We start from the raw sequence: 17,012 nt of genomic DNA, 5'->3' as shown, positions 1-17,012 counted from the left end.
CTCGGCGGGCCGGGCCCGGTTCACCCGGGGCGGCGCACCCGGCGGGGGGGGCCCGGGCGGGCCCCGCGCGGCCTGTTGGGGGGGGGCACCCCCGCCCGGGCGGGTCTCCCGGGCCCAGCCGGGGCTCCTCGGCTGTCACTCCTGTGAGTGGGGAGCGGCGAGCGTTGCTCCCGGTTGTCCACAGGGCGTTTTCCACAGGGGTGGCCGGGCGTCCCCGGCCTTGGCACAGTGGTGGCCATGCGGGGGTGGTGGCGGGAACTCACCGACCTGGTGCTGCCGGCCGAGTGCGCAGGCTGCGGGGCACCTCGTACGGTGCTCTGCCCGCGGTGCCAGGGAGCCCTGGGCGGAGCCCTGCCGTGCCGGGTGCGGCCGCTGCCTGAGCCGCCCGGACTGCCGGTGGTGCATGCGGCAGCTCCCTACGCACTGCAGGTACGGGAGCTGCTCCTCGCCCACAAGGAGCGCGGTGCCCTGGCGCTCACGGGAGCACTGGGCGCGGCTCTGGCGGGGGCGGTGCGCGCCGGTCTCGGCCCGGCCGGGCGAGGTGGCCGGCAGGGCGGGCCGGCGGGGCCCGGGACCGTGCTGCTGGTTCCCGTGCCCTCCGCCCGGTGGGCCGTGCGGGCACGCGGACACGATCCGGTGCGGCGGATGGCGCTCGCGGCGGCCGGGGAGCTGCGGCGCACCGGGACACCGGCCCGGGTGGTCGCGGTGCTGCGGCAGCGGCGGGCCGTGGCGGACCAGGCGGGGCTCGATGCGCGGCGGCGCCTGGAGAACCTCGCGGGTGCGCTGGAGGTGACGGTCGGCGGTGCGCGGCTGCTCACCGAAGGGCGTGTCGTACTCGTCGACGACCTGATCACGACGGGGGCGAGCCTCGCGGAGGCGGCGCGGTCCCTGCGGGAAGCGGCCATATCGCACCGGGATGGGGGAACAGCCGTGTACGAGCCCGCAACTCGGGAAGGAAGGGGGGAACGACGGACCGGAGCACGGGAGGAGAGCGGGAAGTGGGTGCATGGTGCACCGGAAAAGATGGCACCGAATGCCTCCGGAGAGGCGCTTCAGGCAGCCGTGGTCGCCGGTCCTCGGGATTCTTTCGAAATAAACAGGAACTGAGGGCGAACTTGCATCGTTGCAGGTAGCGAGAGGGGCAATTCACCTGAACGGAGGTACGCCGCAGTAGAGGGTGACGACATCCGTCCGGGCGAGATATGTTCGGTTGTGAGGAAAGGCGCAGGCCACACCTCTCATATCCGAATGCTGTGCCGCGGGTTTTCCGCAATCACCCGCGGTGCTGGGGTGCAGATCCCGCCCATGGGGGAGGAGGAGGTGGAAGTCACCGAGTCCGAGGTTCCGGGGCTCACCGGAGCCGGGTGCAAAAGGGAGATGCTCCGCCGATGGAGCGGAGCGATCCGGGAACGGAGTTCTGCGTGGACATCGTCGTCAAGGGCCGCAAGACCGAGGTGCCCGAGCGGTTCCGCAAGCACGTGGCCGAGAAGCTGAAGCTGGAGAAGATCCAGAAGCTCGATGGCAAGGTGATCAGCCTCGACGTCGAGGTGTCCAAGGAGCCCAACCCCCGTCAGGCCGACCGCTGTGACCGAGTGGAGATCACGCTCCGCTCCCGCGGTCCCGTGATCCGGGCGGAGGCAGCGGCCAGCGACCCGTACGCGGCACTGGACCTGGCCGCTGAGAAACTGGACGCCCGGCTGCGCAAGCAGCACGACAAGCGTTTCTCGCGCCGCGGCGCGCGGCGGATCTCGGCCGCCGAGGTTCCCGACCACGTCCCGGGCGCGGCGACGCTCAACGGCAACGGCCTCCCCGTCCACGACGAAGAGACGGACGGAGTGCCGACCAAGAAGATCGGTTCGCTGGAGGTCAAGGGCGAAGGTCCCCTGATCGTCCGCGAGAAGACGCACGTCGCCTCCCCGATGAGCCTCGACCAGGCGCTCTACGAGATGGAACTGGTCGGCCACGACTTCTACTTGTTCGTCGATTCCGAGACCAAGGAACCGAGCGTCGTCTACCGGCGACACGCCTACGACTACGGCGTCATCCACCTCAGCACGGACCCGATGGTCGCTGAGGCGCAGCCCCCCGCGGCTGGTGGCATGCTGGGCGGCTGACCCACCCGGCCTGAAGCTGAGCCGGTGCCCCTGGAGCGCGTGTGCGCCCCCAGGGGCACCGGTGTGCGACCACTTCGCGCCCCGCACGTCACCGCGGCGACGCCCGGGCATGAAATCATGGCCGCACCGGCCCAACCGGTGGGTCGTTGCCTTGGGTTGGCGATGGCACAGGACCACAGGCCACAGCCTTCAGGGGGAGGAACGATGGCGGACACCTTCGGACCGATGCGAGACGCGGACGCCGACGACGGTGTCATCGGCATGGGCCCGGACACGGGCTCTGCGCGCAAGGAGCCGATCAGAGTCCTGGTGGTGGACGACCACGCCCTCTTCCGCCGTGGCCTGGAGATCGTGCTCGCGGCCGAGGAGGACATCCAGGTCGTCGGCGAGGCGGGCGACGGTGCCGAGGCCGTCGACAAGGCCGCGGACCTGCTGCCCGACATCGTGCTGATGGACGTGCGGATGCCCAAGCGCGGCGGGATCGAGGCCTGCACCTCCATCAAGGAGGTCGCCCCCAGCGCGAAGATCATCATGCTGACGATCAGCGATGAGGAGGCCGACCTCTACGACGCGATCAAGGCGGGCGCCACCGGATATCTCCTCAAGGAGATCTCGACGGACGAGGTGGCCACGGCCATTCGCGCGGTGGCCGACGGTCAGTCGCAGATCAGCCCGTCCATGGCCTCCAAGCTCCTCACCGAGTTCAAGTCGATGATCCAGCGCACCGACGAACGTCGGCTGGTGCCCGCGCCGCGGCTGACCGACCGTGAGCTGGAGGTCCTCAAGCTCGTCGCCACGGGCATGAACAACCGGGACATCGCCAAGGAGCTGTTCATCTCCGAGAACACCGTGAAGAACCACGTCCGCAACATCCTGGAGAAGCTGCAGCTGCACTCCAGGATGGAGGCGGTGGTCTACGCGATGCGGGAGAAGATCCTCGAGATCCGCTAGCCGGCTAGGCGAGGACGCGGGCGAGTTCTCTGGCGAGGGCCTCGCGGAGTTCCGGGGCGTCCACGCGCTCCACGCGGACGTCCGTGCAGTTCACCCAGGTCGCCGCCTCGATCAGGGCCTGCGCCACCGACGGGACCGCCTTCGGGCCGTCCAGGGTGACCTGCTTGGCCACCAGCGTGCTGCCCTCGCGGGCCGGGTCGACACGCCCGACCAGCCGGCCGCCCGCCAGAACGGGCATCGCGAAGTAGCCGTAGACCCGCTTGGGCTTGGGGACGTAGGCCTCCAGGCGGTGGGTGAAGCCGAAGATCCGCTCCGTGCGGGCCCGTTCCCAGATCAGTGAGTCGAACGGGGACAGCAGCGTGATGCGGTGCCGGCCGCGCGGCGGGGTCGCGAGCGCCGCAGGGTCCGCCCAGGCCGGCCGGCCCCAGCCCTCGACCTCGACCGGCACCAGGCCCGAATCGGTGATCACGGCGTCGACCTGCTCGCCCTTGAGACGGTGGTAGTCGGCGATGTCCGCGCGCGTGCCGACGCCCAGGGACTCGCCGGCCAGCCGGACCAGACGGCGCAGGCACTCGGTGTCGTCCAGCTCGTCGCGCAGCAGCGCGTCCGGGACGGCGCGCTCGGCCAGGTCGTAGACCCGCTTCCAGCCGCGGCGCTCGACGCACACCACCTCGCCGTACATCAGGGCGCGCTCCACGGCGACCTTTGCGCCGGACCAGTCCCACCACTCGCTGGTCCTCTTCGCGCCGCCCAGCTCCGTGGCCGTCAGCGGGCCTTCCGAGCGCAGCTGCTTGACGACCTGGTCGTAGGCGCCGTCGGGCAGTTCGTGGTTCCAGTGCGGGCGGTTGCGGTAGGCGCGGCGGCGGAAGGCGAAGTGGGGCCACTCCTCGACCGGCAGGATGCAGGCCGCGTGCGACCAGTACTCGAAGGCGTGCGGTCGCCCTGCGGACGCGGAGTTCCAGTACGCGGCCTCGACGGTCTTGCGGCCGACCGCGCCCAGACGCGCGTACGGGATCAGTTCGTGGGAGCGGGCGAGGACCGAGATGGTGTCCAGCTGGACCGCGCCGAGGTGGCGGAGCACCCCGCGGACGCCGCCCCGCCGGTCGGGCGCACCGAGGAAGCCCTGGGCGCGCAGGGCGATACGGCGGGCGTCGTCCGCGGTGAGGACGACGGAGGGGCGCGGAAGGGTCGTCATGCGTCGGACGATAGACGGCGGCACTGACAATGCGATCTGACCTGAGCTTTTATCCGGCTGGGCGCAGATGCGAGCGGGCGGTTTCAGACCCGTGCGGGCAGGTACGAGCGGGCTGGTTCAGACCCGTGCGAGCAGGCATGAGCGGGCGGGTTCACACCCGTGCGGGCAGGTACGGTGCCGTCGACGGCAGGCCCAGGTCCGAGGGGAGCAGCGAGCCGACCCAGCAGTCCCGGCGCACCCCGTTGTTGTTGACGCCCGAGCGCAGGGTGCCCTCGACGGTGAAACCGGCCCGTTCCGCCACCGCGCGCGAGAGACGGTTGCCGACCTCGGCCCGCCACTCGAGACGGTCGACGGACAGCGCGGTGAACGCCCAGCGGGACGCGGCGAGGGTGGCCTCGGTGACGTAGCCGTGGCCGCGGTGCTCCTTGGCGGCCCAGAAGCCGACCTCGCCGACACCCAGCGCGCGCATCGTGATGCTGAGCATTCCCACCAGCTGCCCTGCGGGGAGGAACACGCCGAAGGTGTACATCGAGTCGTTCGCCCAGCCGCCGGGTGCCATCTGCCCCACGAAGCTCTCTGCGTGCTCCCACAGATAAGGAGAGGGGAACGAGGAGATCCAGCGCTGTATGTCCGGGTCCTGGGCGGCCGTGTGGACCGCCTCGGTGTCGGCCGGGCCGACGGCGCGCAGCAGGAGGCGGTCGGTGGCGAGCGTGACGGGTTCCATCGGCCGATTCTGCGGGGGCGGGGTGCGCCACGCCAGCGCTTTTCGCGGAGCGTGAGCCTGTGATCACATTTCGCGCAATTCCTTGTCGAGGGGCGGCACTATCCGCCTGGCCCGTCCGTTGTCCAGGGTGAAGCAGCCGTCGGGCCGCCAGGCCTCCCGGCGCAGCCGGGTCCTCGCATACGATGGCCGTTGCTCAGTACGTCCAAAGGAAAACCGACCGTCCCAGGCCCGACCGGCAAGGAGACCAGCCCCCGTGTCCGTCCTCTCGAAGATCATGCGTGCAGGCGAAGGCAAGATCCTGCGCAAGCTGCACCGCATCGCGGACCAGGTCAACTCCATCGAAGAGGACTTCGTCGACCTCTCCGACGCCGAGCTGCGGGCCCTCACCGACGAGTACAAGCAGCGGTACGCAGACGGTGAGAGCCTGGACGACCTGCTCCCCGAGGCGTTCGCCACCGTCCGCGAGGCCGCCAAGCGCGCCCTCGGCCAGCGGCACTACGACGTGCAGCTGATGGGTGGCGCCGCCCTCCACCTCGGCTACGTGGCCGAGATGAAGACCGGTGAGGGCAAGACCCTCGTCGGCACGCTGCCCGCGTACCTGAACGCCCTCTCCGGAGACGGCGTCCACATCGTCACGGTCAACGACTACCTGGCCGAGCGCGACTCCGAGATGATGGGCCGCGTCCACAAGTTCCTGGGCCTGGAGGTCGGCTGCATCCTGGCCAACATGACGCCGGCCCAGCGTCGCGAGCAGTACCAGTGCGACATCACGTACGGCACGAACAACGAGTTCGGCTTCGACTACCTGCGCGACAACATGGCGTGGTCCCAGGACGAGCTGGTGCAGCGCGGCCACAACTTCGCCATCGTCGACGAGGTCGACTCCATCCTGGTCGACGAGGCCCGTACGCCGCTGATCATCTCCGGCCCGGCCGACCAGGCCACCAAGTGGTACGGCGACTTCGCCAAGCTGGTCACCCGCCTGAAGAAGGGCGAGGCGGGCAACCCCCTCAAGGGAGTCGAGGAGACCGGCGACTACGACGTCGACGAGAAGAAGCGCACGGTCGCCATCCACGAGAACGGTGTCTCCAAGGTCGAGGACTGGCTGGGCATCGACAACCTCTACGAGTCGGTGAACACCCCGCTCGTGGGTTACCTGAACAACGCCATCAAGGCCAAGGAACTCTTCAAGAAGGACAAGGACTACGTCGTCATCGACGGCGAGGTCATGATCGTCGACGAGCACACCGGCCGTATCCTCGCCGGCCGCCGCTACAACGAGGGCATGCACCAGGCGATCGAGGCGAAGGAAGGGGTGGACATCAAGGACGAGAACCAGACGCTCGCCACGATCACCCTGCAGAACTTCTTCCGCCTCTACAACAAGCTCTCCGGCATGACCGGTACGGCCATGACCGAGGCCGCCGAGTTCCACCAGATCTACAAGCTCGGCGTGGTCCCGATCCCGACGAACCGGCCGATGGTCCGCAAGGACCAGTCGGACCTGATCTACCGCACCGAGGTGGCCAAGTTCGAGGCGGTCGTCGACGACATCGCCGAGAAGCACGAGAAGGGCCAGCCGATCCTCGTCGGTACGACGTCCGTCGAGAAGTCGGAGTACCTGTCCCAGCAGCTCAGCAAGCGCGGCATCCAGCACGAGGTGCTCAACGCCAAGCACCACGAGCGTGAGGCGTCGATCGTCGCCCAGGCCGGCCGCAGGGGCGCCGTGACGGTGGCCACCAACATGGCCGGTCGTGGTACGGACATCAAGCTCGGCGGCAATCCCGACGACCTCGCGGAGGCTGAGCTGCGTCAGCACGGCCTCGACCCCGAGGAGCACATCGAGGAGTGGGCGCAGGCACTGCCCGCCGCTCTGGAGAGGGCCGAGCAGGCGGTCAAGGCCGAGTTCGAGGAGGTCAAGGACCTCGGCGGGCTGTACGTGCTGGGCACCGAGCGGCACGAGTCGCGGCGTATCGACAACCAGCTGCGCGGTCGTTCCGGCCGTCAGGGCGACCCGGGCGAGTCCCGCTTCTACCTCTCCCTCGGTGACGACCTGATGCGGCTCTTCAAGGCCCAGATGGTCGAGCGCGTGATGTCGATGGCGAACGTGCCGGACGACGTGCCGATCGAGAACAAGATGGTCACGCGTGCGATCGCGTCCGCGCAGTCGCAGGTCGAGCAGCAGAACTTCGAGACCCGTAAGAACGTTCTGAAGTACGACGAGGTGCTCAACCGGCAGCGTGAGGTCATCTACGGCGAGCGCCGCCGTGTTCTGGAGGGCGAGGACCTGCACGAGCAGGTGCAGCACTTCATGGACGACACGATCGACGCGTACGTCGGTGCGGAGACCGCCGAGGGCTTCCCCGAGGACTGGGACCTGGACCGCCTGTGGGGCGCCTTCAAGCAGCTCTACCCGGTGAAGATCACCGTCGAGGAGCTGGAGGAGGCGGCCGGTGACCGTGCCGGGCTGACCGCCGAGTTCATCTCCGAGTCCATCAAGGACGACATCCACGAGCAGTACCAGGCCCGTGAGGGGCAGCTCGGCTCCGAGATCATGCGGGAACTGGAGCGCCGGGTGGTGCTGTCGGTCCTCGACCGCAAGTGGCGCGAGCACCTCTACGAGATGGACTACCTCCAGGAGGGCATCGGCCTGCGCGCGATGGCGCAGAAGGACCCGCTGGTCGAGTACCAGCGCGAGGGCTTCGACATGTTCACCGCGATGATGGAGGGCATCAAGGAGGAGTCCGTCGGCTACCTGTTCAACCTGGAGGTCCAGGTCGAGCAGCAGGTCGAGGAGGTTCCGGTCGAGGAAGCGCAGCCGGTGCCCGAGGGTGCCGTCCAGGACACCGTGCCGGCGCAGGCGGGTGCGCGTCCGGAGATCCGGGCCAAGGGGCTGGATGTTCCGCAGCGACGGGATCTGCACTTCTCCGCGCCCACCGTGGACGGCGAGGGCGGCATCGTGGAGCGCGACCTCGAGGACGAGGAGCCGGTGCGGTCCGAGTCCGACGGGCTGACGCGGGCCGAGCGTCGTCGGCAGGCGAAGGGCGGACGGCGCCGCAAGAAGTAACCTGCGGTGCTTTGGCTGTGGTGAAGGGCCGGGTCTCCTTTGGGAGGTCCGGCCCTTCGGCTTGGGGCAGGGCGGGGCTGTGTCGGTGCCCGGTGCTGCGGCTGGGCGGCGGTGGGGTCGCTTGCCGACGCCTGCGGGGTGCCGCTGCGCCACACCTTCCCCCACTCTCGGCTTCGCTCAGGCGGGGGCCCCATCGCCCCAGCGACACGACTGCCTGCAGCTGCCGCGTGGGACGGCTGCCTGCAGCTGCCGTATGGGACGGCTGCCCATCACCTGCAGCATGGGACGGCTGCCCGCAGCTGCCGTGGATGGCTGCCTGTCGTTGTCCAGGGGCAGGGTGTCGGGTGTCGGGGTCAGTCGTCCTCGGGGGTGTGGGGTGGCCTCGGGCCGCCCAGTTCCACTGCTGTGCAGCGCCAGCGGTGGTCCTCGCCGCGTTCCAGGCGGAAGGCCATGGCGCGCAGCCGGTCGCCGGCGGCGACCCGGGCGAAGACCTCCAGGGCACCGGTGCGGGGGACGTAGTAGCCGATGTCGCGGACGACGGCGCGGCGGCCACGGGTGCGCAGCGGACTGTGCTCGGCGAGCCGGGCGAGGTCGTCGTAGGCGCGGCCCGCGGTGTGCCGGAGCATCCAGTGGACGGGGCGCTGGCCGCTCAGGACGGCCAGCAGACGGTCGGCGAAGAGGTCGGTGGGGCGCGGCTGCGCCACGGCCGTCGCAGGCGCCGTGGCGGCCCTGCCACGGACGGGATTGCGGGGCGGTGTGCTGCCCGGGCGGCGGGAGTCCTGGCGGGTCGGGGGACGGTGGCGCGGGCGGGGGTGAGCGGTGCGGCTCATGACCTTGTTCATGGGGATCCCCGTTCGGCGGGCCCGGAAGGTACCGGGCGGTAACTTGCTGGTGAGGATCTTGTACGGGGGCATGGCAGGCAGTCGCAAGGAAGGCGGGGCGGGCGCAGAGGGCCCGGACATGTTCACCTATCCGGGTGGTGAGGGCCCTCGGAAGTCCCGGGGACAAGCGGCCGGACCGGGTGAGACACGGGCGCCGGGTGGACGTGGTGGAGGGTGCGGGCGGGAACCCGAAAGGGGACGGCCGCACGTATCCTGAAGGCCCGTCGGGAGACGCGTCAGCTGCCCTCCCCGGGGCCTCAGCGGAGCCTTTGACCAGGAAAGAGCGGCCAGCCATGCGCGTCTACGTCCCCCTGACCCTTCCCGGGCTCGCCGAGGCGCACAAGACGGGTGAGCTGGGGAGCGGCCCCCTGGCCGCGTATGCCGTCACGCCCGCACTGCGCGAGTGGTACCTCTCCGACGACATCGAGGAACTGGAGTACGCGGCGCTCAGCCGGGCAGCTCAGGCCTCGCTGCGGCTGCTCGCGGCCGATCCGGGCGCCGTACGGCGCCGGGTCGTGGTCGCCGTCGACGTGCCCGACGGCGCCGCGGCGGCCGACCCGGACCGCGGACTCGATCCGGCCGCGCTCGGCGAGGTGACGGTGACCGGCACGGTGAAGCTCGCGAAGGCGGCCGCGGTGCACGTCGACGCCGATGACGCGGAGGCGGATGTCGCCGCGGCGGCGCAGGTGCTGGAGGCTGCCGACGGCGGGGACGACGACGCGCAGTTCGTCGTGGACGGGGCCGACGATCACGAGCTGCTGTGGTACGCCACGCAGGAGATCCCCAACCTGGTGGACCTTGCCTGACCGAGACCTGGTCCGAGTCCTTGCCTGACCGAGACCTGGTCCGAGTCCTTGCCTGACCGAGACCTGCTCCAAGTTCTGGCCCGACATGAGGCCCGACTGCGCACCGGCCGAACCCTGTCCGAGCCTCTGCCTGGCCGAACCCCGCCCGGCCAGACCCTGGCCTGACCGTGCTCCGGCCACCGAGCTCTGGTCCGACCCTGCACTGGTCGACCCTGCCCTGGTCCGAACCTGCCCTGCCCGGATCGGCTGCCGTGATTGTCAGTGGCGGCGGGTACGGTTTTGGGCATGGGGATGCACGGAAGCGCGCACATCGTCTGGGACTGGAACGGGACGCTGTTCCACGACAATGACGCGATCATCGGAGCGACGAACGCGGCCTTCGCCGAGCTGGGGCTGGCGCCGATCACGCTGGAGGAGTACCGGGCGCTGTACTGCGTCCCGGTGCCGAAGTTCTACGAGCGTCTGCTCGGCCGGCTTCCGACGGAGGCCGAGTGGGAGCGGATGGACGGGGTCTTCCACCGGCACTACACGGAGCACCGCGTCCGCTGCGGGCTGACCGACGGGGCGGCCGACCTGCTCGCGGGGTGGCGGTCGGCAGGACACAGCCAGTCGCTGCTGAGCATGTACGGGCACGAGGAGCTGGTGCCGTTGGTGCGCGGCTTCGGGATCGAGGGGCACTTCGTGCGGGTCGACGGGCGTACGGGGCCGTCCGGCGGCAGCAAGGCCGAGCACATGGTGCGGCACCTGGAGGCGCTGAGCGGGGCGGTGGAGGCCGCGCGGACCGTGGTGATCGGCGATGCCGCGGACGATGCGGTCGCGGCGCGGCATGTGGGGGCCCGGGCTGTGCTGTACACCGGTGGTTCGCACAGCCGGGCCAGTCTGGAGGAGGTCGGGGTGCCGGTGGTGGACACGTTGGCCGAGGCGGTGGCGGCGGCGCAGCGCATAGCGGCCTAGCCGTGTGCCCGGGTGTGAGGCGCCCTGTCCCGGGGCCGGGCAGGGGCGGGGTCTTCTAGCGGCGCCCGTGCCGCGTGGTCATGTGACCGGGGCCTTGGCCCGCAGGACCGTGAGGAACTCGCGCATCCAGGCCGGATGGTCCGGCCAGGCGCGGGCCGAGATCAGGGTGCCGTCGACCACTGCCTCGGAGTCCTCGAAGTGCGCTCCGGCCGACTGCATGTCGAGTTCCAGGGCGGGGTAGGCGGTGACCCGGCGCCCGCGCAGAGTGTCGATCGCGGCGGTGAGCAGCGGGCCGTGGCAGATCTGGGCGACCGGCTTGTCCGCGTCGAAGAACGCCTTGAGGATCTTGCGCAGTTCGGGGTCGTTGCGCAGGTACTCGGGCGCCCGGCCGCCGGGGATGACCAAGGCCGCGTACTCGCCGGGCTCGACCTCGGAGAAGGCGAGGTCGGCGGGCCAGGTGTAGCCGGGCTTCTCGGTGTAGGTGTCGTAGCCGGGCTCGAAGTCGTGGACGACGAACCGCAGCGTCTTGCGGGTGGGGGCCGCGATGTGGACCTCGTAGCCCTCCTCGCGCAGGCGCTGGTAGGGGTAGAGGACTTCCAGGGACTCCGCTGCGTCGCCGGTGATGATGAGGATCTTCGCGGGCATGTCGGCTCCTCCTGCACGGGCACGGCCCCTCGGCGGGGGACGGGCACTGTCCTGGCAACGTGCCTGGGCCGGGCGCGCTTGCCAAGAGGGCCCGTCGCTTTCAGGGTGTGGCCCGAAGGCCTCGGGCGCGACCGGATGCACGACCGGGTGCGACCGCACACGCACAGGGTGATGCGATCGCACACGACCCGGGGTGGCCGGATACGCCACGAGCCGCCCTCTTGCCGCTGTGCAGAACGTCAAAGTTCTCCCCACTGTTTTGTACACATACGGCTCATGACGGGTCCGGGGTGAGGAGCGATAGCCTTGTGGCGTGATCAGCGCGATATCTCGCGGGGGCGTTCCTGCCCCTGCCCTGCGCCCGGGTTGCACGGAACACCTCCGTGGCCGGGCGGCGGTCGCTGATCTTCGCGGGCAGGACGGGGGCGCGGAAGCCCCCGGGAAGCCGAGGACGGCCTGGGACGCGGCGGTGCCGAGAGCAGCGTCACACCCCGTGGGCGTGCCGAGAATGGCTGAATACCCCCCGCTCTTCTCATCTCGCGGCATACCGTCGAATCGGTCCGGACACCCCGGGCCGTGGCGTCGAGCCGGAGGGGAAGAGACCGTTTTTCCTTCTACGTCACGCAACGGCGCGCGACAGGAGCCAGAGGACAATGCAGACCAAGCTGGACGAAGCCAAGGCCGAGCTGCTCGAACGGGCCGCCCGGGTAGCTGAGAACAGCCCGGCCGGGGGGCACCTACCGACCGGGACGACGGGCGAGGGCACGGCCGGCACCCTCGACAGCGAGTCGGTACTCGCGTTCCTCCAGCGCTACTACCTGCACACCGCCCCGGAAGACCTCGCGGACCGCGACCCGGTCGACGTCTTCGGCGCGGCGGTCTCGCACTACCGTCTTGCCGAGAACCGGCCCCAGGGCACCGCGAACGTCCGGGTGCACACCCCGACCGTGGAAGAGAACGGCTGGACCTGCAGCCACACCGTCGTGGAAGTCGTCACCGACGACATGCCCTTCCTCGTCGACTCGGTCACCAACGAGCTGACCCGGCAGGGACGTGGCATCCACGTCGTCATCCACCCGCAGATCGTCGTCCGGCGTGACCTCACCGGCAAGCTCATCGAGGTGCTGCCCGCCACGCCCACCGGCGGTGACCTCCCGCACGACGCGCACGTCGAGTCCTGGATCCATGTCGAGATCGACCGCGAGACGGACCGCGCCGACCTCAAGCAGATCACCGCCGACCTGCTGCGCGTCCTGTCCGACGTCCGCGAGGCCGTCGAGGACTGGGAGAAGATGCGGGACGCGGCGTCCCGGATCGGCGGCGGCCTGGAGAGCGAGGCCCTGCCGGTCGACCTGCCCGCGGCCGAGGTCGAGGAGGCCCGCGAGCTGCTGCGCTGGCTGTCCGCCGACCACTTCACCTTCCTCGGCTTCCGCGAGTACGAGCTGCGCGACGACGACACGCTCGCCGCCGTGCCCGGCACCGGTCTCGGCATACTGCGCTCGGACCCCCAGCACGCCGAGGACGACCAGCACCCGGTCAGCCCCTCCTTCGAGCGGCTCCCGGCCGACGCCCGCGCCAAGGCCCGCGAGCACAAGCTGCTCGTGCTGACGAAGGCGAACAGCCGGGCCACCGTGCACCGTCCGTCGTACCTGGACTACGTCGGCGTCAAGAAGTTCGACGCGGACGGCAACGTCGTCGGCGAGCGCCGCTTCCTCGGCCTGTTCTCCTCCGCCGCCTACACCGAGTCGGTCCGCCGGGTCCCGGTCATCCGCCGCAAGGTCGACGAGGTCCTGGAGCGCGCAGGCTTCTCGCCCGACAGCCACGACGGCCGCGACCTGCTCCAGATCCTGGAGACCTACCCGCGCGACGAGCTGTTCCAGACCCCGGCCGCCGAGCTGCAGTCCATCGCGACGAGCGTCCTCTACCTGCAGGAGCGCCGTCGGCTGAGGCTCTACCTGCGCCAGGACGAGTACGGCCGCTACTACTCGGCCCTCGTCTACCTCCCGCGCGACCGCTACACCACCGGCGTCCGGCTGCGGATCATCGACATCCTGAAGGAGGAGCTCGGCGGCATCAGCGTCGACTTCACCGCCTGGAACACCGAGTCGATCCTCTCCCGGCTGCACTTCGTCGTCCGCGTCCCGCCGGGCACCGAGCTGCCCGAGCTGTCGGACGCCGACAAGGACCGCATCGAGGCCCGCCTGGTCGAGGCAGCCCGCTCCTGGGCGGACGGATTCGCCGAGGCGCTGAACGCCGAGTGCGGCGAGGAGCGCGCCGCCGAGCTGCTGCGCCGTTACAACAACGGCAACTCCTTCCCCGAGGGCTACAAGGCCGACCACACACCGCGCGCGGCGGTCGCCGACCTGGTGCACCTGGAGCGGCTGAGCCTGGAGAAGGGCAACGACTTCTCGCTGAGCCTGTACGAGCCGGTGGGCGCCGCCCCCGGCGAGCGCCGCTTCAAGATCTACCGCAAGGGCGACGCGGTCTCCCTGTCCGCGGTGCTGCCGGTTCTCAACCGGCTCGGCGTCGAGGTCGTGGACGAGCGTCCGTACGAGCTGCGCTGCTCGGACCGCACCCTCGCCTGGATCTACGACTTCGGCCTGCGCATGCCCAAGGCGCTGGGCGGCGGCAACGGCGACTACCTCGGCGACGACGGCCGCGAGCGGTTCCAGGAGGCGTTCGCCGCGACCTGGACCGGTCAGGCGGAGAACGACGGCTTCAACGCCCTCGTGCTGAGCGCCGGGCTCACCTGGCGGCAGGCGACGGTGCTGCGGGCCTACGCGAAGTACCTGCGGCAGGCCGGGTCCACCTTCAGCCAGGACTACATGGAGGACACCCTCCGCAACAACGTCCACACCACCCGGCTCCTTGTCTCGCTGTTCGAGGCACGGATGTCCCCGGACCGGCAGATGGCCGGTCTGGAGATCGTCGACGCGCTGCTGGAGGAGCTGGACGCGGCCCTGGACCAGGTGGCGAGCCTGGACGAGGACCGCATCCTGCGCTCCTTCCTCACCGTCATCAAGGCGACCCTGCGGACGAACTTCTTCCAGGAGACGCTCGACGGCGGTCCGCACGCGTACGTGTCCATGAAGTTCGACCCGCAGGCCATCCCGGACCTGCCCGCGCCGCGCCCGGCGTACGAGATCTGGGTGTACTCGCCGCGCGTCGAGGGTGTGCACCTGCGCTTCGGCAAGGTCGCGCGCGGTGGTCTGCGCTGGTCGGACCGGCGTGAGGACTTCCGTACGGAGATCCTCGGCCTGGTCAAGGCGCAGATGGTGAAGAACACCGTCATCGTGCCGGTCGGCGCCAAGGGCGGCTTCGTCGCCAAGCAGCTGCCGGACCCGAGCGTGGACCGGGACGCATGGCTGGCCGAGGGCGTCGCCAGCTACAAGACGTTCATCTCGGCGCTGCTCGACATCACGGACAACATGGTGGCCGGCGAGGTCGTGCCGCCGCAGGACGTGGTCCGGCACGACGGGGACGACACCTACCTGGTGGTCGCGGCCGACAAGGGCACCGCGACGTTCTCCGACATCGCCAACGAGGTTGCGAACAAGTACAACTTCTGGCTCGGCGACGCCTTCGCCTCCGGCGGCAGCGCCGGCTACGACCACAAGGGCATGGGCATCACCGCGCGCGGCGCCTGGGAGTCCGTGAAGCGGCACTTCCGCGACATGGGCGTGGACACGCAGACCGAGGACTTCACGGTCGTCGGCATCGGCGACATGTCCGGTGACGTGTTCGGCAACGGCATGCTGCTCAGTGAGCACATCCGTCTGGTCGCCGCCTTCGACCACCGGCACATCGTCATCGACCCGAACCCGGACGCGGCCACCTCCTACGCCGAGCGCCGCCGCCTGTTCGAGCTGCCCCGCTCCAGCTGGGCGGACTACGACACCGAGCTGCTGTCGGCCGGCGGCGGGATCTTCCCGCGCACCGCCAAGGCGATCCCGCTCAACGCGCACATCCGCGAGGCGCTGGGCATCGAGGAGAAGATCTCCAAGATGACCCCGGCCGACCTGATGAAGACGATCCTCCAGGCACCGGTCGACCTGCTGTGGAACGGCGGCATCGGCACCTACGTGAAGTCGTCGGCGGAGTCCAACGCGGACGTCGGCGACAAGGCCAACGACGCCATCCGCGTCGACGGCGCCGACCTGCGCGTCAAGGTCGTCGGCGAGGGCGGCAACCTGGGCCTGACCCAGCTGGGCCGTATCGAGTTCGCGCTGCACGGCGGCCGGATCAACACCGACGCGATCGACAACAGCGCCGGCGTGGACACCTCCGACCACGAGGTGAACATCAAGATCCTGCTCAACGGCCTGGTCGCGGACGGCGACATGACCGTCAAGCAGCGCAACAAGCTGCTCGCCGAGATGACCGACGAGGTCGGCGCGCTGGTCCTGCGCAACAACTACGCACAGAACACGGCGCTCGCCAACGCCCTCGCCCAGTCCAAGGACATGCTGCACGCGCAGCAGCGGTTCATCCGCCACCTGGTCCGCGAGGGCCACCTGGACCGGGCGCTGGAGTTCCTGCCCGCCGACCGCCAGATCCGCGAGCGGCTGACCCAGGGCCAGGGCCTGACCGGCCCGGAGACGGCCGTGCTGCTGGCGTACACGAAGATCACGGTCGCCGAGGAGCTGCTGCACACCTCGCTGCCGGACGACCCGTACCTGCGCAGCCTGCTGCACGCCTACTTCCCGACGGCGCTGCGCGAGCGCTTCGCGGACGCGGTCGACAGCCACCCGCTGCGCCGCGAGATCACCACGACCGTGCTGGTCAACGACACGGTCAACACGGGCGGTACGACGTATCTGCACCGGCTGCGCGAGGAGACGGGAGCCTCCCTGGAGGAGATCGTCCGCGCCCAGACCGCGGCCCGCACGATCTTCCGCTCGGCGCCGGTGTGGGACGCGGTCGAGGAGCTGGACAACAAGGTCGACGCGGCCGTCCAGACCCGGATCCGGCTGCACTCGCGCCGCCTGGTCGAGCGTGGCACGCGCTGGCTGCTGAACAACCGGCCGCAGCCGCTGCAGCTCGCGGAGACGGTCGAGTTCTTCGGCGAGCGGGTCGAGCAGGTCTGGCAGGAGCTGCCCAAGCTGCTGCGCGGAGCGGACCTGGAGTGGTACCAGCACGTGTACGACGAGCTGTCCGCGGCCGGCGTCCCGGACGAACTGGCCACCCGCGTGGCCGGGTTCTCCTCCGCCTTCCCGGCGCTGGACATCGTCTCGGTGGCCGACCGCACTGACAAGGAGCCGCTGGACGTCGCCGAGATCTACTACGACCTGGCCGACCGTCTCGGTATCACCCAGCTCATGGACCGGATCATCGAGCTGCCCCGCGAGGACCGCTGGCAGTCCATGGCCCGCGCCTCCATCCGTGAGGACCTGTACGCGGCGCACGCGGCCCTCACGGCGGACGTCCTCGCGGTCGGCAACGGCACGGCGACGCCCGAGCAGCGCTTCAAGAACTGGGAGCAGAAGAACTCGGCGATCCTGAGCCGGGCGCGCACGACCCTGGAGGAGATCCGCGGTTCGGACTCCTTCGACCTCGCCAACCTGTCGGTGGCGATGCGCACGATGCGGACGCTGCTGCGCTCGCATTCGTAGCCGTACGGCGCTGAGGGCGCCCCGGGCCGGTCCTGGCCCGGGGCGCCCTCTGTCTTGCCCGCC

Annotated in this window: 11 protein-coding genes; 7 read left to right on the top strand and 4 right to left on the bottom strand. The window is 70.2% G+C overall.

The genetic code is table 11. The features are described 5' to 3' along the window. Positions 1-237 precede the first annotated feature (237 nt). The 3 genes from AB0H32_RS11510 (at position 238) to AB0H32_RS11500 (ending at position 3,065) form a co-directional block, all read left to right on the top strand. Positions 238-1,107 carry a ComF family protein gene (locus tag AB0H32_RS11510; protein WP_361117915.1) on the top strand — a complete coding sequence of 290 codons (870 nt, stop codon included), beginning with the start codon at positions 238-240 and terminating at the stop codon, positions 1,105-1,107. Between the two features lie 281 nt (positions 1,108-1,388). Then, a complete protein-coding gene (gene raiA, locus AB0H32_RS11505) occupies positions 1,389-2,114 on the top strand; it encodes a ribosome-associated translation inhibitor RaiA (protein ID WP_361117912.1) in 726 nt (241 codons plus the stop codon). A 204-nt stretch (positions 2,115-2,318) separates the two neighbouring features. Then, on the top strand, positions 2,319-3,065 hold the full coding sequence (locus AB0H32_RS11500; RefSeq protein ID WP_361117909.1) for a response regulator transcription factor: 747 nt from the start codon (positions 2,319-2,321) through the stop codon (positions 3,063-3,065). 4 nt (positions 3,066-3,069) lie between these two features. Here the strand turns inward: AB0H32_RS11500 and AB0H32_RS11495 are convergent, their stop codons facing one another. Both AB0H32_RS11495 and AB0H32_RS11490 read right to left on the bottom strand, forming a co-directional pair. Next, positions 3,070-4,260, bottom strand: coding sequence for a crosslink repair DNA glycosylase YcaQ family protein (locus tag AB0H32_RS11495; protein ID WP_361117906.1), 1,191 nt, complete (start codon positions 4,258-4,260; stop codon positions 3,070-3,072). 151 nt (positions 4,261-4,411) lie between these two features. Beyond that, on the bottom strand, positions 4,412-4,984 hold the full coding sequence (locus AB0H32_RS11490) for a GNAT family N-acetyltransferase (protein ID WP_361117903.1): 573 nt from the start codon (positions 4,982-4,984) through the stop codon (positions 4,412-4,414). Positions 4,985-5,237: 253 nt separating this feature from the next. Here AB0H32_RS11490 and secA point away from each other — a divergent pair, with 253 nt between their 5' ends. Next, a complete protein-coding gene (gene secA / locus AB0H32_RS11485) occupies positions 5,238-8,051 on the top strand; it encodes a preprotein translocase subunit SecA (RefSeq protein ID WP_361117900.1) in 2,814 nt (937 codons plus the stop codon). Positions 8,052-8,404: 353 nt separating this feature from the next. On the opposite strand, the gene AB0H32_RS11480 is transcribed toward secA, so the two are convergent. Next, positions 8,405-8,893: an Rv3235 family protein gene (locus AB0H32_RS11480; RefSeq protein WP_361117897.1), complete on the bottom strand. Its 489-nt coding sequence runs from the start codon at positions 8,891-8,893 to the stop codon at positions 8,405-8,407. A 332-nt stretch (positions 8,894-9,225) separates the two neighbouring features. Here AB0H32_RS11480 and AB0H32_RS11475 point away from each other — a divergent pair, with 332 nt between their 5' ends. Then, positions 9,226-9,738 (top strand): hypothetical protein, encoded by a 513-nt coding sequence (locus AB0H32_RS11475; RefSeq protein ID WP_361117894.1) that lies wholly within the window; start codon positions 9,226-9,228, stop codon positions 9,736-9,738. Positions 9,739-10,023: 285 nt separating this feature from the next. Further along, on the top strand, positions 10,024-10,692 hold the full coding sequence (locus AB0H32_RS11470; RefSeq protein WP_361117891.1) for an HAD family hydrolase: 669 nt from the start codon (positions 10,024-10,026) through the stop codon (positions 10,690-10,692). 78 nt (positions 10,693-10,770) lie between these two features. On the opposite strand, the gene AB0H32_RS11465 is transcribed toward AB0H32_RS11470, so the two are convergent. Beyond that, a complete protein-coding gene (locus AB0H32_RS11465) occupies positions 10,771-11,337 on the bottom strand; it encodes a DJ-1/PfpI family protein (RefSeq protein ID WP_361117888.1) in 567 nt (188 codons plus the stop codon). A 653-nt stretch (positions 11,338-11,990) separates the two neighbouring features. Here AB0H32_RS11465 and AB0H32_RS11460 point away from each other — a divergent pair. Next, complete coding sequence (locus AB0H32_RS11460) at positions 11,991-16,949, top strand: NAD-glutamate dehydrogenase (protein ID WP_361117885.1); 4,959 nt, start codon at positions 11,991-11,993, stop codon at positions 16,947-16,949. Positions 16,950-17,012: the final 63 nt, after the last annotated feature.

This window comes from Streptomyces sp. NPDC020362, from assembly GCF_040642095.1.
GTDB lineage: Bacteria > Actinomycetota > Actinomycetes > Streptomycetales > Streptomycetaceae > Streptomyces.
This window is presented reverse-complemented; position numbering and strand designations above follow the sequence as displayed.